The sequence below is a fragment of the Candidatus Omnitrophota bacterium genome (assembly GCA_040755155.1).
Classification (GTDB): Bacteria; Hinthialibacterota; Hinthialibacteria; order Hinthialibacterales; family Hinthialibacteraceae; genus JBFMBP01.
In genome coordinates, this window is record JBFMBP010000109.1 from 1 (window position 1) to 21,557 (window position 21,557).

Genomic DNA, 21,557 nt, shown 5'->3' on the forward strand with positions numbered 1-21,557 from the left:
TTGCAAAATTAATTCAGTGTATACATAACAAACGGCGAAAAAGAAAACCGTAACCATCTATAAATCAATTGGTTACGGCTCTCTATCGATTCTGAAACTTCAGTCTTATAATAAACTCACGCTAGCTACCGTTAGCAAATCGCGCCTTTTTAAACGCGCTGGTTCTCTTTCGGAAGAAGATATGCTCCAAATTGCCGAGGCTATAAAAGTACAATTGGATATCTAAATTTTATTGGTTTCGCTCTCTCTTTATTTCAAAAACAACCAATCTGAAACAGCCGTACAATCAAACGGAATGTACTGATTTTGCGGCGAGAAGGCGAAGCCGTAATCCAGTTCTTCCGTATCGCCCGTTATCTCTCCCAAATAATCAATTTGAATGATTGCGGGTTCGCCGAGACGGGTGCGCAGCGTTAGGACATCGCTCCAGTCTCCGCAATCCAGCTCGTTGCAGCGGACATCCACGCCAAAGGCGATTTCGCTGGTTGGGCTGGCGCCCGTCCCTATATTCTCCGCCAAACTAACGATGTTTGACAATCGATTCCAAGAGCCATCGATCCATCTGATGCGATTTTCTTGAGGAATCGCCAGTTCCATCATTTGGTTATGAGAACAATCGATCCGCATCCATTCTTGGCCTTGAGGAAAGATCAATTGCGTCAATTGATTGTTTTGACATTGCGCATCGACAAGTAAGGGATTGTTGGATAGATTTAAACTCTGCAATAGGTTTTTACGGCAATCCAGAATATTGAGAAGAACATTTTTCGTTAGATCCAATTCCGTCAACCGATTGCAGCTGCATGATAGTTCCATCAATTTCGGATTGTTCGCAAGATTCAATTTCGACAGTCCCGAATTGGAGCACGCGAGTTTTTCCAAAGCGGGATTATGGGTAACATCCAGGTTCGTTAATGGACTACCGGAACATTCTAAAAGCATCAAATTAGGATTGGCGGAAACGTTGAGATTCGTCAAAGCATTGGAACGGCAATCCAATTTTTTCAAGGCGGGATTTTGCGAAAAATCCAATTTCGCCAGCGGATTGCTGGAGCACCATACTCCTTCCAACAATGGATTATGGGAGAGATCGAGTTCGGAGATTCGGTTGACGAAACATTGGAGAGTCTTCAAATTACTCGTCTTCGACAAATCCAATTTGGCAATTTGGTTGTCGGCGCATTGGAGATCGGTTAGGGAGACGTTGCGGGAAATATCCAATTCGGCGATTTTGTTGCCGTAACAGTTCAATTTTTTCAGAGCCGGATTGTAGGAGAGGTATAAAAACGTCAGTCGGTTCCAATAGACTTGCAGCTCTTCCAAAGCGGTATTTTCGTAAACGGACAAGCTGGTCAACTTGTTATTGCCGCAATTGAGAATTGTCAATTTCTTGTTTTGCAATACGTTCAGCGCCGCTAGAGAATTGTTGCTGCAATCGAGTCCGGTGATGCTCGTAAAATACTCCAAACCGGTCATATCAGCGATTTGGGAGTTGGCGCAATCTAAAAATCCCGTCTTCGCTGAAGCGTCCGAAGCCGTAAATTCGCCGCTGGCGCCAACGCCCATAAAGGCCGCGACCGCCGCGCGAAAATTGGGATCGGGGAAATATTCTGCCGTGTTGATATTGACGCATCCGAAAGGATCGTAGCCTTTTTGAGGCGTATAGGCGAAGCCGGAAACCAGGTTGGGGATGCCTTCGGAATTAGGACGCGAATCCGTTAGCGGAGGCTCCTCCCCTCGTTGGCGTTTTTTTTCGATGATGTAGGTATAGACCGGCGGTCCAACGCGATTAATGAGAGTTTGAATATCTTGCCAGTCGCCGCAATCGAGGCGGTTATCGCTGACGTCTACGATATCGTCTTTTCCAAAATAAGGATTCGCCGCCAGAGAAGCGATATTCGTCAATTGGTTGCCCGAGCACAATAAAACATGGAAAGGAGTCTGAATCGATACGAACAACGAAGTCATTTTATTTCCGCGGCATGTAAGCCACGCGAGCTCATGATTGTTCGACGCATCCAATTGCGCCAAAGCGTTTCCATCGCAGAAAAACTGCTGCAATCGCGGATTGTTAGAGAGATTGATATAGGTCAATTTGTTGCGTCCGTCGGAGTTGCAACTTAGAATTTTCAATTTGGAGCAACGGCTGACATCGATGCTGCTCAAAGCGTTAAAACCGCAGTAGATTTTCTCCAACGCGAGATTGCTGGAGAAATCCAAAGAGGCCATATCGTTAAATTGGCCTTCGAAGCCAGTAATGGACGTAAAATACTCCAATCCCGCCGCACTTTTTATTTGGCGATATTCGCAATTGAAGACGCCGGTTTTTCTCACCGCTTCTTCCGCCGTAAATCCGCCGCTGGAAGCAACGCCCATGAATGCTTCCGCCGCCGCGCGGAAATTGGGATCGGGGAAATTTTCCGGCGTATTGATGTTTTGGGCGTAAAGACGAATCGGCGAATAGACTAGAATGAAAAAAAAGAGCATACGCAAGCGCATCATTTTGAAGCCCCCCCTGCCAAGATTATTCTCTATGCCTATTTTTATCATAGAACCATAATTTTGACAACAGAAAAAAAAACCGCTTTCCGCTGGCCGTCAATCAGCAGCATCTCGAAAGTAGAATTTTTCGCCGAGGTAGGTTTCGCGTACGATGGGATCGTCGATCAAATCTTCCGCTTTGCCTTGGGTGAGGATGACGCCTTGGTGCATGATGTAGGCGCGGTCGGTGACTTCGAGGGTTTCGCGGACGCTGTGATCGGTGATGAGAACGCCGATTTTGCGCTTTTTTAATTGGAGGATAATCTCTTGGAGTTCGGCTACGGCGATGGGATCGACGCCGGAGAACGGCTCGTCCAGCAGCAGGATGCGCGGGCGGGCCGCTAAAGCGCGGCAGATTTCCAGGCGCCGCTTTTCGCCGCCGGAGAGCGTTTCCGCCTTTTGTCCGGCGAGATGGCTCAATTCCGCTTCGTTCAGCAGCTGCGCGCAGCGCCCATAACGTTCGATGGCCGTCATGGGCATATTTTCCAATACGACCATAATATTTTGTTCTACAGTGAGGCGGCGGAAGATGGATGGTTCCTGGGAAAGGTAGCCTACCCCCTGGCGCGCGCGTTGGGAGAGCGGCTTGCGGGTGATGTCGGAACCGTCAAGGAGAATGCTTCCCTCATCGGGGCGCACGATGCCCATAATCATGCCGAAGGTCGTGGTTTTGCCTGCTCCGTTGGGGCCGAGAAGACCGACGATTTCGTGGCGGGAGACTTCGATGGAAACGTCGTTAACGACGGTTTTCGCGCCGTAGATTTTCTTTAAATGATGGGCTTCAAGCGTCGCCATGAGATCCTCCCATACCAACATCTTTCTTCGCCCGCGAGGTCTTATGCGCCGCTACGCCCATATAGGGGGCGAAGTTTGGCGTAAGGGCGGCGGCGAATTTGTTCTTCAGGCTCATGGCGTGCGCCGCCTGGTCGATGGCGAATCCCCGGCGGCGCAGATGGCGCGTCAGGTCGAGGGGACAGGCGAGATAGACGCTGTCGGCGTCGCCGCCGATGCGGCTGCCGCTCAAGTCGGGTTCGCGGTAGAGAAAATGCGGGCGCAAGGAAATTTTTTTCCATAAAGATAACAGCAGGTTGCGCCAGAACCAGCGCCAGGCTTGAGGGATGGTTTCCGCGAAGACGGGCCGTCCCTCGCCGCCGAAACTCATCCGTAATAGATCGAACGCAGGCAAATAGGGCGAAAGAAGATTCGGTGAATGGATGACGATATGGCCGCGAATTTTGAGTACGCGGGCGATTTCATCCAAACAAGCGGGAACATTGGGGACGTGTTCGATAAATTCGAAAGCAACGACGGCGTCGAAGGTCTCGTCGGGGAAGGGAAGGCGAAGAGCGTCGGAAGCGGCCAGAACGGTTTCGGGATGGAAGCGCTTCTCTTCCGAAAGAAAGAGAGGAGAGAGATCGACGCCCACAGCCTCATAGTCCATTTGGCTAAGCAGCCGGGTAGAGAGCGCCGTGCCGCAGCCGATATCCAAAATCCGCGCCGGAGGACGCGCGTAGCGCCCGACGAGAATCAAAAACGGTTCGAGAAATTTCTCGCCGTGCGTGAGCAGATCGTCGCGATAGGCGCCGCTGGTGCGGTAATATTCCCGCAGACGTTCTGCTACGGTTTTGTCCGGCAAAGAGTGCGTCATGGTTCTTACGCCTTTACGATGCGTTCGCGGTGACGCTGGACGCCGCGCGTCGCATTGCGAGTGTCCACGACGATTCTAGCGTTGTCGACAATCCATTGATAATCGATATTGCTATGATCGGTCAGAATCATGACGGCGTCGCGGCTCTGGAGCGTTTCTTCCGTTAATGGAATTGACGCCAGTCCCAAATCGCCGCGCCGCGTTTTGGGATAAATGGGGATGTAGGGATCGTGGTAACTGACATCCATGCCCCATTCGCGCAGATGCTCCACGACTTTCAGCGCCGGAGATTCGCGCACGTCGTCCACGTCGCGCTTGTAGGCCACGCCTAACACCAGGATTTTGGCGCCCTTCACCGGCTTGCCCAAGGCGGAGATGGCTTCGACGGCTTTCATAGCCACGAAGCGGGGCATTCCCGTATTGACCTCGCCCGCCAGTTCGATAAAGCGGGTGGAGAAGCCGCACTCGCGGGCTTTCCAGGTCAGGTAGAAGGGATCGATGGGAATGCAGTGCCCGCCGAGGCCGGGGCCGGGGTAGAAGGGCTGATAGCCGAAGGGCTTGGTGGCGGCGGCGTCGATGACTTCCCATATATCCAGATTCATGCGGTCGCAGAGCATCTTCAACTCATTGACTAGGGCGATATTGACGGCGCGGTAGATGTTTTCCAGCAATTTCGTCAATTCCGCCGCCTGCGTCGACGAGACGGTAATCACGCGGTCGAACAGGCAGCGGTAAAGGGCCGTTCCCGCTTCCAGGCAGGCGGGAGTGCTGCCGCCGAAAACCTTGGGAATGGTGCGGGTGGTAAAATCTTTGCGGCCGGGGTCTTCGCGTTCGGGAGAATAGGCGAGAAAGTAATCCAAGCCGGTATGAAGTCCCGTCTTTTCCAGGCGGGGACGGATGCGTTCTTCCGTCGTTCCGGGATAGGTAGTGCTTTCCAGAACGATCAATTGGCCGGGGCGCAGATTCTCGGCGATGGCCTCGGCGGTGGCGTCCACGGCGGAAAGATCGGGTTCGCGGTATTCGTTCAAGGGAGTGGGAACGCAGATGATGATGGCGTCCGCCTCCGGCAGCCGGGAATAATCCGCCGTTGCTTCGAAACGGCCGCCCTTCTCCAAATCCTGGATCAGCGAAGAGGGAATGTGATGGATATAGGAGCGGCCTTGCTTCAAATGCTCCACCTTGCGGGCGTCGATATCGAAGCCGATGGTCTTGAAGCCGGAGCGGACGGTTTCGATTACGATCGGCAGACCTACATAACCCAATCCAATCACTCCAACTACGGCTTCCCGCTTTTCGATTTTGCCGATCAACCGTTGTTTCATCGATGAGATCTTTCCATTATCATCAAAAAATATTCAAAAAAAGGAATCATGAATTATTGGTTCTCCCGTCTTACGGCGCAAGCCTAAGAACTGTTTTAATTTCGGGTTTTTCGATTCAACCTATTTCGCGAAGAAGAAAGAAGCGTACAATATTCCTCTATAGATTATTAACTCCTGTTGCGTGCGATTAGAAGTCGAAGAGGTTTATTATGATCGCCGTTTCGAATCACGAAGGCGCGAAATAAAAAAGAAAAACACGAAAAAAAAGAAAAAAGTTGGCGGAAGGAATCGCGTTGTAAAAAGGCTTTTTTCCATGAAATCCAAAAGAATCCTTGATATCCGTGATTCATTACGATAGACAAAATAAATTCATCATCTTGTTTATCGCGCGCAACATGATTTATTAAATACGCAACAACACGTTTTGGAAATCTGGACGATGAATAAGAAAACCTCGGACGACGGACGAAAGATTCTCGCTTCCAACCGCAAAGCCCGCCATCTTTATCATATCCTGGAAACAGCTCAGGCGGGAATCGTTCTGCAGGGGACGGAAGTCAAATCGCTGCGCGGCGGCCATGCGAACCTGAAAGACAGCTACGCCGTGATCGACGGCGGGGAAATTTTTCTGTTGGAGTGCCATATCGACGAATATACTCACGGCAACCGGGCCAACCACAATCCCACCCGCAAGCGCAAATTGCTAATGCATAAAAGAGAAATCCAGCGCCTGTTCGGTAAAATTCAAGGTAAAGGCTTTACGCTTGTGCCCTTGAGCCTTTATCTTGTTCGGGGAAAGGTGAAGGTGGATATCGCTTTGGCGCGGGGCAAGAAATTGTACGACAAGCGCGATGACATCAAGCAGCGCGACCTCGACCGCGACATGCAGCGGGAACAATCGGGCAAGCATTATTAATTCGCCGACATGAAGTATCCACGATTTTACGCCCCCGTTACGGCTTCCTATCTCGCTTACGCTTACCTTCAACTTGTTGGACGCACCAACCGAGTGGAATACGCCGGGCGCAATATTTATGAAGAATTGCGGCAGGGGAAGGGGCCTTATATCTTCGCCTTTTGGCACAATCGCCTTCTGCTTCCCCTTTATATTTTCCGAGGAACGAATGTCGCCACGATGGTCAGCCAAAGCCGGGATGGGGAATATATCGCCCAAGTCATGTTGCGCTGCGGCTTGAAGATTAGCCGAGGTTCCGCATCGCGTCACGGAGCGGAAGGACTGCTGGGTCTGCTTCGGCATCTCCGGCAGGGAACCAGCGCGGCAATAACGCCCGATGGCCCGCTCGGTCCCTGCGAAATAGCGCTACCTGGCATCATCCAGCTGGCGAAACTTTCCGGAATCCCCATCACGCCCGTCTCATTCGCCTGTACGCGATATAAACGCATGAAGAGTTGGGACCGCATGGTGGTTCCGTTTCCGTTCGGAAAAATCCGCTGTGTTTTGGGCGAGGAAATCGCCGTGGCGCGCCAAGCGTCGAAAGAGGAAATGAAACAAAAAAGGGCGGCGCTAGAAGAAGAGATGCGAAGGATTACGGCGATCGCAGAAGCGGTTGAAGACAAGACAATTTATTAGTGTAAATAAGCGGTTTTTGTTATTTATGAATGATATTGTCCTTAACGATAGGCTCCGCCTCTAGCTGTTATCGCATCAATCCAAACCATTTTATTTTCCCAATCGATTTGAAAAATAATCCTCCATTTTCCCATGCGATATCTTAACTTGCCTGAGTAGCGGCCGCGTAAAGAACGAATGTTACGATGATGAAATGCGCCTTGTTCGAATTGTTCAAAAACTCGGTCAATCCGCTCGCGCAATTTGACATCGAGATGAAGGTATATAGATTCCGCTTGCGGCGTAAGTTTAATGTCATAGATTATGTTTAATTTCACGCCACGACCGTCCTTCTCCTTGGCTTGATTGAGCGATTCCTTCTTCGATATCTTTGCTCATAGCGGGATCGTTCATTAATTCCATCGTCGCTTCCCATTCCTCGCGGGATTTTAAATATTCGGCGTAATCCGCAACTTGTTCCAATTTCTTCAACGGTAGATTTGTAAGAATCAATCCCAATTTTTGTTGGATTTGTTTAATCGACTTTTCCATCGTAATCCTCTATTTGATAATGGATATGCTATAAAAGTATATCTTAATTGAAACTGCGAGAGTTATCGAGAAAGATAAAGCCGCGAGCGTCCATTGGCTTTGATTTTTTGCAGCAGCGCGGAGAGTTCTTTTACTCTATCGGGATGTTGTTCCGCGACATTAATCTTCTCGCCGATATCGGTTTTTAAATTGTACAATTGCGGCGCTGCATCTATGCCCAATTCCGTGTTGGTATCGACATTGATTTTCGGGCCTTTCCCTGGCTCGATATATTTCCAATCTCCTTCAATGATGGAAAGAACGCGGGCGTGCTCTATCAAATACTCGCGGCCTGTCGGCGATTCTCCCAGCAGGGCGGGGAGGATATTGAAACTGTCAGGCGCGTCTTGATCGCCGAGTTCCTGGCGCGTGAAGGCGGCGAGGGACGCCATGAAATCGATCTGGCTGACAAGCGCGTTGGATTGTCCCGGCTTTATCTTTCGCGGCCAGCGTAAGATGAAGGGAACCCGCGTTCCGGCGTCGAAGGCGCTGTATTTGCCGCCGCGCAAAGGGCCGGAAGGCGTGTGTCCATTCAGTTTTTCCACTGCTTCGTCTTTGTAGCCGTCATCGATCACCGGCCCGTTATCGCTGGTGAATATCACGAGCGTATTGTCCGTGAGGTTCAAGCGCTCCAGCGTATTCATGATTTCGCCGACGCAGGCGTCGAGTTGCAGAATGGCGTCGCCGCGGGGACCGAGGCCGCTTTTGCCTTGAAAGCGGGGATGGGGAACGCGGGGGACGTGGATATCGTGCGTTGCGAAATAGAGGAAGAAGGGACGATCCTTGTTCGTTTCGATAAAGCTAATCGCTTTGACGGTAATGACGTCGGCGATATTCTCGTCCACCCAGCGCGCCGCATGGCCGCCGCTCATGTAGCCGATGCGGCTGATGCCATTGACGATCGTTTGATCGTGTCCTTGGCTGGGATGCATCTTGAGCAATTCGGGATGATTCTTGCCTGTAGGTTCGGCGCCGACGGGTTGGGCGAAGCTCACTTGAATGGGATCGTTGGGATCGAGGCCGGCGACGCGGCGGTTTTCGACGAAGACGCAGGGTACGCGGTCGCCGGTGGCGGGAATCAGAAAGTTATAATCGAAACCGATATCGAGAGGGCCGGGTATTATCTCGCCGTTCCAATCGAGTTTTGCGTCTCCCAATCCCAAATGCCATTTGCCAACGGCTCCGGTTCGATAACCGGCTTTTTTCAATAGGGAGGGAAGCGTAGTCCGTCCCGGTTGAATAATCAAGCGGGCGTCGCCGGGGAGAACGCCGGTTCCCTTTTTGCGCCAGGCGTATTCGCCGGTGAGTAGGGCGTAACGCGAAGGAGTGCAGGTGGCCGACGGCGAATGGGAATGGGTGAATCGTACGCCCTGCGACCCCAGTTTATCGATGTTCGGCGTTGAGATTTTCGTCGCGCCGTAGCAACTGACATCGCCGTAGCCGAGATCGTCGGCGTAGATGAGTACGATATTGGGAAGCTGGCTTTCGTCGGCGGCGCTCAGCGCGATGGGATAAGCGGCGGTTGAGGCGGCTATGCTAAGGGACTTAATAAAGGAACGGCGGGATATTGGCTTCGAAATCATTTTCATCTCCCCATCGTATAAATGATGGGTCAAAAAACGCGACCCATTCTACATTTTTTTGTGCGCGACATGAGCCACTTACCGAGGAATTCGGCGATGGCAGAAAGAATAAGGACCGAGGAGCCTTGGCTCGGCTGGAGCCTCGCCCTCCCAATTTGTTTGAAGGCGAATTAAGGGAGGGCGTATCTCCTGATGAGCCAGCCGGCTTTTTGTTTTCTTAGGAGCTATAGAATTTTCATGGCATAAGTTCGAAATAAATCTTTTCCAATCGATCTATGGCGCTATCCAACATGAAATGTTGTTCCACGCGGGCTTTAGCCCCTTCGCCGAGACGGCGGCGCAACGGCTCGTCGGAAAGGAGGCGGTTGATGGCATCCGCTAGCGCCGATGAATTTCGCGGCGGGACGACGAGGCCGGTCTCGCCGTCTTGGTTGACGAAACTTACACCCGTTGGAAGATTCGTAGAGATCGCCGGGCAGCCTTCCCGCATTGCGTCTAAAAGCGCGTAGCCGAAGGCTTCGCTGCGGGCAATGGAGGGAAGGACGAAAATATCCGCCGTACGATGCAAGGCGCCGAGTTTTTCGTCAGGGACATGGCCGAGAAAATGAATCTTGCCGGGACTGGCGATTTTTTTAGCGGCGCCTTCCAATTTATCTCGCAAAGGGCCATCGCCCGCGATCAATAAAACGGCGTTGACGTTCGCCATTGCGCGCAGTAAGTAAGGCAATCCTTTATAACCCACCAAACGCCCGACGAAGAGTACGATGGGCGAGCCGTACTGTTCGCGGATTTTATGTACGCTTCGCGGCGAACTCTTCATTCCATTTTCGCGCACCGCCAAAGGAATCGCGACGCATTTGTCCCGATGCTTCCTCAAAGCGCGGGAGGATTGCAGCAATGGCTCCGAGGTGGGGATGATACGGTCGCAGCGGGAGAGGAATAGTTGTTCGAAGGGATGGAAGAAGGGTTTGAAAAATCTCTGCCGCACAATGTCGCTATGCCAGGCGGCGACGATGGGGATTCGTTGGAAAACCTGGTTGGCCGCAAACCATCCCAATGGGAATGGAACGTGGATATGCAGCATATCCGGCTTCAATTCTTCCAAACGGAGAAAGAAGCGGGTAAGCAGCGGCTGCGACAAAAGGCTGCCCCAGCGGGGGACGCGAATAACGCGGACGCTATGGTTCCATTCCCGCGTTTCGAAAGGAGCGTTGGCGCCGCATAAAACCGACACGCGCCAGCCGCGCCGCGCCAGCTCTTCGCTGATATCGCGCACATGGCGCTCGATTCCGCCGGTCCACGGAGGATAGGCTTTGTTGAGCATGACGATATGGCGCCGCCGGTTTTCCATTCTTGTTTTCCTCTATGTTCTCTCAGCGCATTGGCCAATGGCTTAATGCGTTGATTCCCAAGAATCATACTTCATATAGGTTTTGCGTTGCAGTCCAAAGTTACTGAGACCGAAGGCGCGCCGACTGTCTTCTTTGTTATTCCATATGCTGAAGCGTCAGGCGGAGAATTCTTTTCGTATGCTCGTCCAAACGAAAACGCTCCGACTGGCAACAGCCAGCCACCCAGGCGATTTCCGATCCGAAGCAGACAATGGGGATGGAATTTCGTTTCTCAATAGCAACGCGGTTTTCTTGCAGAATTTTTTTAACTTTTTTGGAACCGTTCAATCCTAATGGTTGGATGCGGTCCCCTTCTCGGCGTTTGCGCAGGGTGATGGGTTCGGCGATTTTGTCCGCGTCGAAATCCGCCCAAAGATTGTGAGACGGTTTGAGGCGGATAATGTCCGATGGCGCAATCTCCGCCAGGATTTCCAATTGCAATTCCGGGATCGGCGTCGCTCCGGGCGCGTTGACGATGTATTCCTGTTTGATCAATGTTTTCTCGCAAGGCTGGGATATAACAAATTCATTCTGGCGGAGATAGAGGCGATAACCGGCGCCGAGATGGATTTCCCCCTTTGGCCTGGCGCTTTCCAAGAGTTTCAAAGCATCCTCGGTTTGCTGGTAGGAGAGTTCGATTTCGCGCTCGCGGCAATAAAAACGGAACAAGCGCCTGCGCTCCGCTTCCGTAAGCGACAGGAAGCCAGACCGATGGCAGGGCGAATCCGGCGCAGCGCCGCCCAGTTCTTTTTGCAGGCGTTGGAGATGCAGGTTCCAAAAGGATTCTTCCGATTGGGCGGTTTGGGCGAGGCGGGCGAGGGCTTCTTCGATATTGGGGTTGAATTGCTCGCGAATCAGCGGCAGCAGCGAATGCCGGATGCGGTTGCGCGCGAAGCGCTCGTCCTCGTTGCTGGAATCCTGGCGGAAGGGGAGATGCGCCGCCTCGGCGTATTGCAATATTTCCTCCCGCGTATGGCCGAGCAAGGGGCGAATCACAGGGACTGCCAAATCGGCGCGAACAGACAATACGCCGCAAAGGCCGGAATAGCCCGTGGAGCGCATCAGACGATACAGAAGCGTTTCCGCTTGATCGGTCATGGAATGGCCGGTGGCGATTTGGGAGCATTCCAATTCCAAGGCCATATCGACGAGTTTGGCGTAGCGCAGGTCGCGGGCGAGTCCCTCCAGATTGCCGGAACGGATTTTTTTCGTTTCGTCAGGTTCGAAGCGGCGCGCGGAGAAAGGTAAATCGTAACGCTCGGCGAGCGAAAAGACGAAGCGTTCGTCCTCCTCCGACTCGGCGCCCCGAAATCCATGCTGTACATGGCCGACGCTTAACTCGATGCGCAGCGCTTCTTTCAAATGGAAGAGAGCGTCGAGCAGAACCGTGGAATCGACGCCGCCAGACGCCGCAATCAAGACGCGGCTGCCAGGGGGCGTCATTTCCATGCGTTCGACGCAATCCTTCAATTTTTGACGAAAAGCGAAAAGCAACATGGTAGATTCATCCATTATTAAAATCGTAGGATGGGTCATTCCGTTTGACCCATCAATGACTCCATTCAATAATTATCGATGGGTCAAAAAACGCGACCCATTCTACTTTTCTTAGGGCAAATGTCCGGCAAGCGAGAAATCGTAAGACGGCTCTCATCGTTTGATCCATCAATCTTCTTCATCATTACCATTAAATGGGGAATATCAATTTGGCGATGGAGAAATAGATCACCACGCCCATTACGTCTACTAACGTGGCGACGAGAGGCGCGGAGGAGAGAGCGGGATCGAAGCCGAGGCTGCGCAGGATAAACGGCAGCATGGATCCAATCAGCGATCCAAACAAGACCACGCAGATCACGGCTAGAGAAACTGTCAAACTGGTCAACATAATCCGTTCACCAATCACGCCTTCAACAGGGAACAGATGAACGCGGGCGATGGAGATGGCGCCCAAAATCACGCCCAGCAAAATGCCGGTTAAAAATTCTCGTCCCAGCGTGCGATACCAATCCTTCAGTTTGACTTCTTGCAGAGCCATGGCGCGGATTACGAGGGAAGTGGCTTGCGAGCCGGAATTTCCTCCCATGCTAATAATAAGGGGGATGAAAAAAGTCAACGCGCCCCATTTGAGGATTTCTTCGCTGAAGCCTTCCATCGCGGTTATAGTCAATGTTTCCCCCGCGAAAAGTATGGCGAGCCAGCCCGCTCTTTTGCGGATCATCGTCAGAATGGATACTTGGGAAAATGGTTCGTCCAATGCTTCCATACCGGCGAGACGGTGGATGTCTTCCGTCGTTTCCTCTTCCGCCACGTCGAAAACGTCGTCGGAGGTGACGATGCCGACCAGCGCCCCCTGCGAATCGACGACGGGCAGCGCGATGCGGTCGTATTTCGTCATCATTTCGATGGCCGTCTCCTGATCGTCCTGCGCCGCCAGGGCGGTGTATTGATAATCCATCAACTCGGAGATTTTCGTTTGCGGATCGGCGAAGAGCAGCGAACGCAGCCGGATGTCATCGATCAGCTTCTCGTCTTCGTCGGTGACGTAGATGACGTTGACGGTCTCTTTATCTTGGCCGGTTTTGCGGATGTGTTGGAACGCCTCCTCTACCGACCAGTCCTTTTTGATGGCTACGTATTCCGGCGTCATCAAACGGCCGACGGATTCTTCGGGGTAGCCGAGCAGCGTTTGGGAAATCCGGCGTTCTTCCGGGGAGAGCAATCCCATGAGGCGGCGGGTTACTTTGCCTGGCAGTTCTTCCAAAAGGGCGGTGCGGTCGTCCGGCTCCATTTCGTTCAAAATGGCGGCTACCTGCTCCTGCCCTAAGTATTGGATCAATTCCTCCTGATCGGAAAAAGGAAGATGCTCGAAAACGTCGGCGGAGATCGTTTGCGGCAATAGGCGAAAAACGACGGCGCATTCTTCCGGCGAGAGAACCACCATGAAATCCGCGATATCCGCCGGGTCCAATTCCGTGAGTATCTCCCGCAGTTCCTTGTAATTCTTCTGCTCGAGCAGTTCGTGAATCTCTGGCTGGATCAAAAGGCCCAACATGGAATCCCGTGAACCTTGCATGAGGACTCCCTTCTAAATCAAGTTAGATTTTTCTGATTTTGATATCCTTGAATTCGATCCAGGAATCGCGCATGTGCATTTGCAGCGAAATATGACCAGAGCGCATCGTAGGAAAAGCGTCGCAATCGACGACTTTCTCTCCGTTCACGCGGACGACGAGATGGGCGCCTTTCAAACGAATCTGCAGCGGCAGCCATTCTTCGTCGCGAAACGGCGCCTGTTCCGCGCGGACGATGTTGTATAAGCTGCCGGTGGGGTAGTCGGAGTCAGGATTGTTTTCGATTTGAATCTCGTTGCCCCGGTCGCCGCCTTCCAGCGTTTTCCAGCGGATGAAGACGCCGCCGTTGGAATTCTTTTTCGTGCGGAAATAGAGATGGAGTTCGAAATCCTCGAATTCCTCCTGCGTTACCATGTAGTTGGTTCCGTTCTCGGCGCGAATGACGCCGTCGATGACGCTCCACTTGGCGCCGGCGGGACCTTCGGGACGCCATCCATCGAAATTCTTGCCGTTGAAAAGAGAGCGCCATTCGATTTTGGGGGGCAGTTCTTTGATGTGGATATTGCGATACCAAACTTGATATCCCATATCTTGCAGGCCGATGTATCCGCGGCGCAAGCGGTATTTCAAATCGTCGCGTTCTTCCACATTAAGGTCTTGCACTAAAACGTCGTTGATCCATGCTTTAAGATAAGGCCAATCCATCAAGATGCGGCCGGTATTCCAACTGCCGGATTCGCCGATGGGGACTTGCTTGGGGGGGACGGAAGCGAAGATGGCGCCGCAACTCTTGATGGAAATCGGTTCTTTGTTTTTATGGTCGATTTGAAATTCGAATCCGATTTGGGAATTGCGTCCATGCAAGGGCGCTTCGAAGAAGACGCCGCTGTTGCACCAGCCGACCATGCGGAAATCGAAGCGTAGGTCGAAATTCTCGTATTCTTTCTCGCTGCGCAGCCAGGCGGGGTAGCTGTTTTCGCCGGGGCTGTAGAGAAGTTGATTGCTGACGAAAAACGTCCGCGCATCGCCGCCTTCGATCGTCCAGCCGTCCAGGTTTTTGCCGTTGAATAGGGAGACGAAGCCTTCTTCTATTTCGGCGGCGATGCAAAGGTTTGTTAGGATGAATCCCGCCATCCATCCGGCGAATCCATAACGCAATTTTTTTCCAAATATCATTGACTATCTCCTCGCAAGAAATGAATTCTTACCATTTTCTCTTTTACGCGCGCGCATTTCAATGTCAATGGAAAATGGGACTTTGGGACAGGGAGAAAGGGAGACTTGGGGACTTGGGGACTTGGGGACTTGGTATTGCATCGCGAAAGCGCGAAATGCAAAAGAAATCACGAAAAAAAATATAAAAAACAATGGAAATAGAAATAACACTGGCCATTGGGATTACGCTATGAGGATATTTTGTTTAGGATGGTTAGGGCGCGTAGAAAGCGAATTGTAGCGCGTCATTCTCCACTATAGATGGAAATTGTTTCGATTTATAATTACATAATCCGTAATTTGTTGATTCTTGGGGTTGAGGTTTTCGCCGAATGCGCAGACGGCGGTTTTGGCTTTTTTCGACTATTCTTCTCGCGTTTGTATGGGAAGCGTTGGCGCCTGCTTTTTCTGCGAATGAAAATGCCAAACCTTCTTTTCAAGCCAAAGAACTTTTTCTTTTCAGCCTTCATTGGATGCAAGCGACGGCGCCGGGAGAGAATGGCGATTTTAATCATGACGGCGTTGTCGATGTCGGCGATCTTCTTTTATTCATCGATCAATTCGAACTGATGGCGGAGTTGGTTTATACTCCCACCCCCGAAAAGACGAATTTCCCCGCGCCTACTCCCGTTCCTTTCGCTACGCCTACGGCGATCGGCGGCGCGCCGACTCCGGAGGAATCGACGCCGTCTCCTACTTCAACTCCGACGCCAACGGGAACGTTTTTCCCGCCGTCTTCTCCTACGATGGTGGATAGTACTCCTGGATTATCCACCGCCACGGCTGCGCCGGGGGATGCGACTCCAACCCCGACTGCCACGCTTTATCCTGCGATAACGCCGGATGCGGAATGGACCTTCACGCCAACTCTACTCCCGGATTCAACGCCGTCGCCAAGTTATACGCCGGATGCGGAAACGACGATTGCTCCCACGCCAAAGCCGAGTCCAACAATTTTATCCGATATTACGCCGGATGCGGGATGGACGGTTACGCCCACGCCGACATGGAATCCTGCGCCATCTCCAACTTTTACGCCGCCTAGTGAAATGACGGCCGTTCCGACTCCAGCGGCGAGTTTGACGCCATTGCCTAGTATTACGCCGGATTCGGTATTGACTTTAACTCCCACGCCATCGCCTAATACAACTTATCCGCCGGATTTTACGCCAGAAACGGAGTGGACAGCTGCGCCAACGCCAACAATTTCGACATTGCCGACGCTGACGCCGATTTCAACTTATCCGCCTGATGTAACGCCGGAGGCCGAAGGAACCGATACGCCCACGCCTAATCCAGCGCAATCTCCCACTCTTGCGCTGGAAGGGGAGACAACTTTCACTCCGACGCCGACGTTGAATCCAACGCAATTGCCTAGCCTATCGCCTACGGCGGCGTTGACGACTTCTACCTCCACGCCGACGCGAACCTCTACGCCGACTATGCCGCCGGATATCCTACATACTCCCGAACCGTTGCCTACCAGCGGCGTTTTTACGCCTACGCCAAAAGACAATCCCGAGTCCACGCCTGGTTCTGGTGGAACTACGCCTGGAAATTCCGATTCGACGCCCGTTTATTTTACGCCAACGCCGATCCCTCCCACTCCAATGCCCGCCGATCCGGTGCGGCAGTGGAACTTGCATCGGGCGTTATCTTTGTTTTCCGAACCCGTCGTTCCTCCCGGCGTTGGAGGCATTGCTTCCAGCGAGGAAGGATACGCCGTTTACGTCCAAACGCAGACGCAGGAACCTCGGTTCATCGCTATCGACCGTTTCGGAAGAATTTTCAGCCGCGACATTCCTATTTCGTTGTCGAAATTCTCCGGCTTGTCGATGGTGGACGGGGGAACGCATTTTGGCGAGTTTTTCGAAAATCCCGCCGACACTCGGCGATTTCTTTTCGAGCGGTTTACGCTCTGGCAAACGATGGGCAATCCCATCGTCATCGATCATCTGGGAGCGGATGCGATCCGGTGGTCCTTCGGCGGCGCGGAGAGCGGCTACGCTATGACGGTTTTGCGCCATCCCGACATCGTCGCCGCGCATCGGCTTAATTCTGAAGGCGAATATTTGGGAGTAACGGAAATTCAATCCCCCATCCCATTGCCGCTCGAACCATATCTCATGTCGACGGCCGTCAGCGGCGGCGTTATCGGCGTGCTTTATTCTTCCAACTACAACCAAACTTCCTATTCCTCCGCGCCGCTTTTTCTTCGGTTGATCGGACTGGACGGCGAATTGTTGACGACGGAAGCGATCTCGATTACCGCGGATTTGGCGGGAGAATCTTTTACGGGAGACGGAGAGGGAAATTTCTATCTGGGAACGACTAGCCGCTATGGCCCCCGGCTGCTGCGCATAACGGACGGCGCCGTGGCGTTGGAGCGCATCCTGCCGGTGAAACAATTGATCGATATCGCCTGGCAGGACAATCTGTTATGGGCGCTGGACGGCTCGAATCATACGATGCAGGGCTTTAACGAGGACGGCGAATTGAAAGCGGGGCCGGTGAGCATCTATCCTCCCAGTTGGGATACGACGCTGCAATGGCTGCGCCTGAAGAAGAGTGGTCCGGATTTGGGCGCGTTCTTCACCGATTACACTACTCGGAGTTCCGTCTATTACATGCAGGTCGAATCCGGACCTATGGTAACTCCCACTCCTACGCCAGCCTCCGGCGTTCCGACCGGCGCGACGATCGCTGTGGAACTCGCCGAAGGAATCGCGCTGGATATGGTTCAGGTTTCGGCGGGAACTTTTACGATGGGAAGCCCGGAGACGGAGGAGGGGCGGCAAAAGAACGAAGGGCCGCAGCATTTAGTTACGATCACGAAAAAATTCTACATCAGCCGCTATGAAATCACTAATGCGCAATACCAACTTTTCGATTCCAAGCATTCCTCCTCGTCCAGCGGCGCGATGGGGCAGGAGGAGGAGCGACTTCCCGTCGTTTCCTTATCCTGGAATAAAGCCGTAGAATTTTGCGATTGGCTTTCCGCCGAAACGGATTATACTTTTTCCCTGCCGACGGAGGCGGAATGGGAATACGTCTGCCGGGGGGGAACGCAGACGCGACGTCCGTGGGGGGACGATCCCAACGACGATATGGCCTGCGCTTGGGCGAATACGGCGGATGTCAGCTCGGCCACAAATTTTGCTTTCAAGAGCCTTTTCCCTTGCGACGACGGTTATCCCGGCCTTGCTCTTATTGGTTCGTTTCCGACTAATCCCTTCGGCGTTAACGATATGATGGGCAACGTCTGGGAATGGTGCCAGGACTGGTTCGGAATGTATACTTCCGATCCCGCCGCCGATCCTTCGGGGCCGCCGACGGGGCAATCCCGCGTATTCAGGGGCGGCTCCTACCAGGACGGCCCCAGCAAGATCCGCAGCGCCTACCGCAGCGGCCTGCCTCCGGGCGAATCTCACCCCGCCATAGGCTTCCGCGTCGTCATCCGGGATTGACGGCCTCTTCTTGATCTTTTTTTATCCATTTTTCATTTGCGCCATTGAAAACGTACAATTAGCAAGTAGGTTTATTTATGCATTATTTATTCCTTTGAATTAGAATGAAATCATGACCTATCTCGCGTCTTTTCTGGCCGCTCATCAAGTTGTATCGCTGTTTCTCATCCTGGCTTTGGGCATTCTTGCCGGCAACATAAAAATTATGGGCTTTAGTTTAGGTCCATCCGCTGTGATTTTCGTGGCTATCGCCTTCGGCCATTACGGCGTATCCGTACCCGACGCCATCCGCGATTTGGGGGTGATTTTTTTCGTTTACGCCGTGGGCTTGCAGGCGGGGCCGCGTTTTTTCCGATCTATCCGCCAGAACGGAATTACGTTTCTTCTCATATCCATCATTACATTGTTCAGCGGCGCCGGAGTGGTGTTATTTCTAACGAAACTGTTCCATCTCGCGCCGGGGCTGGGCGTTGGGATTTTTGCTGGAGCGCTCACTTCCACGCCGGGCCTGGCCGCCGCTCTTGATGTGGCGAAGGATCCTATGATTTCCATCGGATACGGCATCTCCTATCCGTTCGGCATTATCGGCGTAGTACTGTTTGTTCAAGCCATCGCCAAAACCAATCGAACCAAGAACGAATTGAATCAAGAAAAACAGGGAGCCGCGAAATCCAAGTCTCATGTCAAGACGCATCAATACGTCGTAACCAATCCCAATTGCGCCGGAAAATCGCTGGTGGAAATCGATTTTCACAGCATGTCGAAAGCGATCGTTACTCGCATCAAGCGCGGCCCCAACATCAATCTGGCCTACGACGACTTCGTGCTCCATCTCGACGATGTGGTTATGGCTGTGGGGACGGAGCCGGAATTGAGAAAATTGGAGCATCTGATCGGTCAAAAAACTTCCGTAGATATGGAATCCACCCGCGATATCATTGTACGCGAAGTGTTTATTTCTTCCACGAAAATAGCAGGAAAGAGTTTGCGGGAACTGGAAGTGAAGGAACTCTACGGCGTCATCGTAACCCGTCTCTGGCGCGACGATATCGAGTTCGTCCCCACTGGCGACACGACGCTGGAATTGGGCGATTTGATCCGGGTAGTAGCCGACAAAGACGACGTGCAGTTTTTCATCGGCATCGTCGGCCAGGAAGAGCGCCGCATTCACGAGACGAATCTGCTTCCGATATGCATAGGCATCGTGTTGGGCGTTCTTATCGGATTTTATCCCATCCAATTTCCCGGCGGCTTCAGTTTCCGGCTAGGTTTGTCGGGCGGGCCGTTGCTAGTGGCGCTGGCGGCGGGGCATTACGGGCGTATTGGGAAAATCAGCCTTCGCGTTCCTTACGCCGCGCGCTATTTCAGCCGCGAGTTGGGCCTTTTGCTCTTTCTCGCCTCGGCGGGAACCAGCGCGGGCGGCTCTTTCGTGGAAGTGTTTCAAAAGGCGGGGCTGCCGGTGTTGGCGCTGGGCGCGCTGGTTACGACGATTTGCATGGTCGCCGCCTATATCATGGCTTTCTTCTTTTTCCGGTTGGGGAATCTTTCTTCCATCGGCGTGGTTTGCGGCGCTATGACCAGCACACCGGCTTTGGGCGTGGTAACCGCCCAGATCGATTCCGAGTCGCCTACGATCTCTTACGCTTCCATTTATGCCATCTCTCTCGTGTTTGTTACCGTCATCTCCCAATTGCTGGCGCTTCTTCATTGAGAAGAAAAGGGACAATCCTTAAAGAAGGCAGTCGCGTAGTGTGGGCTCAAAGCGAAGCGTAGCCCTTCTCTACTCCCGCCATTTTTTCTTTCGAGGATTTATTGGGAATTATCCAGCGCTTATTTATACTTCAACAATAATTCCAGCATCTTTCGATCCAAAGAATGGCCTTGGAAATCTTCGTATTTTACGTCGTCGCGGTTGCTGTCGACTATGCCGAAGGTTCCGCGCAGGTTCCATTGGGAATATCCCCAGCCCGCTTCTTTCCAAAGGGAGAGAACGTCTTCCATCCAGGCCAACGCCACGGCGTGCGGCGTGAATTTGTAAACTCCCCATTCGCCGACGTGGACTCCGGCGCCCTGGGCTTCCAACTTTTTCCAAGGCTCGATGGTTTGCTGGCGCAAACGCTCTTTATCCCATACTCTCTCGCCCTCTTTCAAAGGCCATGTCGGTTCAGGCCACTTGTCGGAGCCGCCGATCCATGAGGCTTTGTAGTGGCTGATGCGCATGGGCTGGTAGCCGCGCGTACTTTGGGCGATTTTTAAATCCACCAGCGAGAAGACGGGAACCTGTCCCCAACGCAAACCGTCGATGACGACCAGGCGATCGGGACTGACGGAACGGATGGCGGCGACGGCTTTACGCACGACGGGGGCGTACTGTTCTTCGGGCATATCTTTCGGTTCGTTGAGGAGATCGAAACTCAGGTTTTGGCTGGATACGTTTTTGTAGCGTTCCGCGAAGTTGCGCCATTGGAAACAGAATTGATCCTGCGCGGCTTCGGATGTCCAAAGATCGAGCGGCTCTTCCGGCGGATTGACGCAATAGCCGGGGGCGCGATGGAGATTGAGGTTGATATGGATTTTGTATTGTTTTCCCCATTCGACAACCTGGTCGATTTCCTTGAGCACTTTCTCGTCCAATTTCTTAGGATCGGCGCTGTCGGTCCAACATCTGTAATCCATAGGCAAACGGACGAAGTTGAAGCCCCATTGAGCCATCCATTCGAAATCGCGTTCAACGTAAGGCTTATTGCCGTGCAGGGTGAATTTTTCTAACAGATTAAAACCCTTGAGAGGAGGGATATGACTGGCGGTGATTGTTTCGCTGGTTTCGGTGCGCGCAGGGATAGGGATAGCGGCGCTAGCCATCAGCGCGGAAGCGGCGGTTAAAAAATGACGGCGTTTCATGGTTCACCTCGCATAGTTATGTAGTTATGTAGGGTGGGCTTAAAGCGAAGCGTAGCCCACCTCTCTTCTAGTCGCTGTTTTGGATTGTTAGGTTCATTTTTTTTCTCGCACAGCTGGTTGCTGTCGTGAAGACATAACCTGATTTACCAGCGAGTCAATATTTCTACTGAGACGCTGTGGTAATTCCATGCGCGGTCGATTTCGTAGAATTCATAAATGAGAGCAACGCCCCAATGGGGCAGGAAATACTTTTG

Annotated in this window: 17 protein-coding genes; 5 read left to right on the plus strand and 12 right to left on the minus strand. The window is 52.5% G+C overall.

Annotated elements, in window-relative coordinates:
• Nucleotides 1–91 precede the first annotated feature (91 nt).
• Entirely contained in the window at nucleotides 92–226 is a 135-nt protein-coding gene (locus AB1656_16490; protein ID MEW6236984.1) for a type II toxin-antitoxin system PemK/MazF family toxin, read from the plus strand.
• A 23-nt stretch (nucleotides 227–249) separates the two neighbouring features.
• On the opposite strand, the gene AB1656_16495 is transcribed toward AB1656_16490, so the two are convergent.
• The 4 genes from AB1656_16495 to AB1656_16510 form a co-directional block, all read right to left on the minus strand.
• Nucleotides 250–2,502: a leucine-rich repeat domain-containing protein gene (locus AB1656_16495; protein MEW6236985.1), complete on the minus strand. Its 2,253-nt coding sequence runs from the start codon at nucleotides 2,500–2,502 to the stop codon at nucleotides 250–252.
• A 96-nt stretch (nucleotides 2,503–2,598) separates the two neighbouring features.
• Entirely contained in the window at nucleotides 2,599–3,357 is a 759-nt protein-coding gene (gene lptB, locus AB1656_16500; protein ID MEW6236986.1) for an LPS export ABC transporter ATP-binding protein, read from the minus strand.
• Nucleotides 3,323–4,189, minus strand: coding sequence for a class I SAM-dependent methyltransferase (locus AB1656_16505; protein MEW6236987.1), 867 nt, complete (start codon nucleotides 4,187–4,189; stop codon nucleotides 3,323–3,325). Before AB1656_16505 ends, lptB begins: the two co-directional genes overlap by 35 nt.
• A 5-nt stretch (nucleotides 4,190–4,194) precedes the next feature.
• Complete coding sequence (locus AB1656_16510; protein ID MEW6236988.1) at nucleotides 4,195–5,511, minus strand: nucleotide sugar dehydrogenase; 1,317 nt, start codon at nucleotides 5,509–5,511, stop codon at nucleotides 4,195–4,197.
• 439 nt (nucleotides 5,512–5,950) lie between these two features.
• Here AB1656_16510 and smpB point away from each other — a divergent pair, with 439 nt between their 5' ends.
• Both smpB and AB1656_16520 read left to right on the plus strand, forming a co-directional pair.
• Nucleotides 5,951–6,427: an SsrA-binding protein SmpB gene (gene smpB, locus AB1656_16515; GenBank protein MEW6236989.1), complete on the plus strand. Its 477-nt coding sequence runs from the start codon at nucleotides 5,951–5,953 to the stop codon at nucleotides 6,425–6,427.
• A gap of 9 nt (nucleotides 6,428–6,436) precedes the next feature.
• Complete coding sequence (locus tag AB1656_16520) at nucleotides 6,437–7,102, plus strand: lysophospholipid acyltransferase family protein (protein MEW6236990.1); 666 nt, start codon at nucleotides 6,437–6,439, stop codon at nucleotides 7,100–7,102.
• Between the two features lie 41 nt (nucleotides 7,103–7,143).
• Here the strand turns inward: AB1656_16520 and AB1656_16525 are convergent, their stop codons facing one another.
• The 7 genes from AB1656_16525 to AB1656_16555 form a co-directional block, all read right to left on the minus strand.
• A complete protein-coding gene (locus tag AB1656_16525; GenBank protein ID MEW6236991.1) occupies nucleotides 7,144–7,419 on the minus strand; it encodes a type II toxin-antitoxin system RelE/ParE family toxin in 276 nt (91 codons plus the stop codon).
• On the minus strand, nucleotides 7,397–7,633 hold the full coding sequence (locus AB1656_16530) for a hypothetical protein (protein MEW6236992.1): 237 nt from the start codon (nucleotides 7,631–7,633) through the stop codon (nucleotides 7,397–7,399). Before AB1656_16530 ends, AB1656_16525 begins: the two co-directional genes overlap by 23 nt.
• A 62-nt stretch (nucleotides 7,634–7,695) precedes the next feature.
• The gene (locus AB1656_16535) at nucleotides 7,696–9,255 is read right to left on the minus strand and encodes an arylsulfatase (protein MEW6236993.1); all 1,560 of its coding nucleotides are present in this window, start codon (nucleotides 9,253–9,255) and stop codon (nucleotides 7,696–7,698) included.
• 235 nt (nucleotides 9,256–9,490) lie between these two features.
• A complete protein-coding gene (locus AB1656_16540; GenBank protein MEW6236994.1) occupies nucleotides 9,491–10,606 on the minus strand; it encodes a glycosyltransferase in 1,116 nt (371 codons plus the stop codon).
• Nucleotides 10,607–10,742: 136 nt separating this feature from the next.
• On the minus strand, nucleotides 10,743–12,158 hold the full coding sequence (tilS, locus tag AB1656_16545; protein ID MEW6236995.1) for a tRNA lysidine(34) synthetase TilS: 1,416 nt from the start codon (nucleotides 12,156–12,158) through the stop codon (nucleotides 10,743–10,745).
• A gap of 175 nt (nucleotides 12,159–12,333) precedes the next feature.
• Nucleotides 12,334–13,722 (minus strand): magnesium transporter, encoded by a 1,389-nt coding sequence (mgtE, locus tag AB1656_16550; GenBank protein MEW6236996.1) that lies wholly within the window; start codon nucleotides 13,720–13,722, stop codon nucleotides 12,334–12,336.
• A 22-nt stretch (nucleotides 13,723–13,744) separates the two neighbouring features.
• Complete coding sequence (locus AB1656_16555; GenBank protein MEW6236997.1) at nucleotides 13,745–14,896, minus strand: DUF1080 domain-containing protein; 1,152 nt, start codon at nucleotides 14,894–14,896, stop codon at nucleotides 13,745–13,747.
• Between the two features lie 371 nt (nucleotides 14,897–15,267).
• On the opposite strand from AB1656_16555, the gene AB1656_16560 reads away from it, so the two are divergent.
• Nucleotides 15,268–18,402, plus strand: coding sequence for an SUMF1/EgtB/PvdO family nonheme iron enzyme (locus tag AB1656_16560; protein MEW6236998.1), 3,135 nt, complete (start codon nucleotides 15,268–15,270; stop codon nucleotides 18,400–18,402).
• 112 nt (nucleotides 18,403–18,514) lie between these two features.
• Entirely contained in the window at nucleotides 18,515–20,113 is a 1,599-nt protein-coding gene (locus AB1656_16565) for a TrkA C-terminal domain-containing protein (GenBank protein MEW6236999.1), read from the plus strand.
• Nucleotides 20,114–20,232: 119 nt separating this feature from the next.
• On the opposite strand, the gene AB1656_16570 is transcribed toward AB1656_16565, so the two are convergent.
• On the minus strand, nucleotides 20,233–21,303 hold the full coding sequence (locus AB1656_16570; protein ID MEW6237000.1) for a cellulase family glycosylhydrolase: 1,071 nt from the start codon (nucleotides 21,301–21,303) through the stop codon (nucleotides 20,233–20,235).
• Nucleotides 21,304–21,557 lie beyond the last annotated feature (254 nt).

Coding starts and splice junctions, on each gene's coding strand:
- AB1656_16495 (MEW6236985.1), bottom strand. CDS start 2,502: ATGATGCGCTTGCGTATGCTCTTTTTTTTCATTCTAGTCTATTCGCCG.
- lptB (MEW6236986.1), bottom strand. CDS start 3,357: ATGTTGGTATGGGAGGATCTCATGGCGACGCTTGAAGCCCATCATTTA.
- AB1656_16505 (MEW6236987.1), bottom strand. CDS start 4,189: ATGACGCACTCTTTGCCGGACAAAACCGTAGCAGAACGTCTGCGGGAA.
- AB1656_16510 (MEW6236988.1), bottom strand. CDS start 5,511: ATGAAACAACGGTTGATCGGCAAAATCGAAAAGCGGGAAGCCGTAGTT.
- smpB (MEW6236989.1), top strand. CDS start 5,951: ATGAATAAGAAAACCTCGGACGACGGACGAAAGATTCTCGCTTCCAAC.
- AB1656_16520 (MEW6236990.1), top strand. CDS start 6,437: ATGAAGTATCCACGATTTTACGCCCCCGTTACGGCTTCCTATCTCGCT.
- AB1656_16530 (MEW6236992.1), bottom strand. CDS start 7,633: ATGGAAAAGTCGATTAAACAAATCCAACAAAAATTGGGATTGATTCTT.
- AB1656_16535 (MEW6236993.1), bottom strand. CDS start 9,255: ATGATTTCGAAGCCAATATCCCGCCGTTCCTTTATTAAGTCCCTTAGC.
- AB1656_16540 (MEW6236994.1), bottom strand. CDS start 10,606: ATGGAAAACCGGCGGCGCCATATCGTCATGCTCAACAAAGCCTATCCT.
- tilS (MEW6236995.1), bottom strand. CDS start 12,158: ATGGATGAATCTACCATGTTGCTTTTCGCTTTTCGTCAAAAATTGAAG.
- mgtE (MEW6236996.1), bottom strand. CDS start 13,722: ATGCAAGGTTCACGGGATTCCATGTTGGGCCTTTTGATCCAGCCAGAG.
- AB1656_16555 (MEW6236997.1), bottom strand. CDS start 14,896: ATGATATTTGGAAAAAAATTGCGTTATGGATTCGCCGGATGGATGGCG.
- AB1656_16560 (MEW6236998.1), top strand. CDS start 15,268: ATGCGCAGACGGCGGTTTTGGCTTTTTTCGACTATTCTTCTCGCGTTT.
- AB1656_16565 (MEW6236999.1), top strand. CDS start 18,515: ATGACCTATCTCGCGTCTTTTCTGGCCGCTCATCAAGTTGTATCGCTG.
- AB1656_16570 (MEW6237000.1), bottom strand. CDS start 21,303: ATGAAACGCCGTCATTTTTTAACCGCCGCTTCCGCGCTGATGGCTAGC.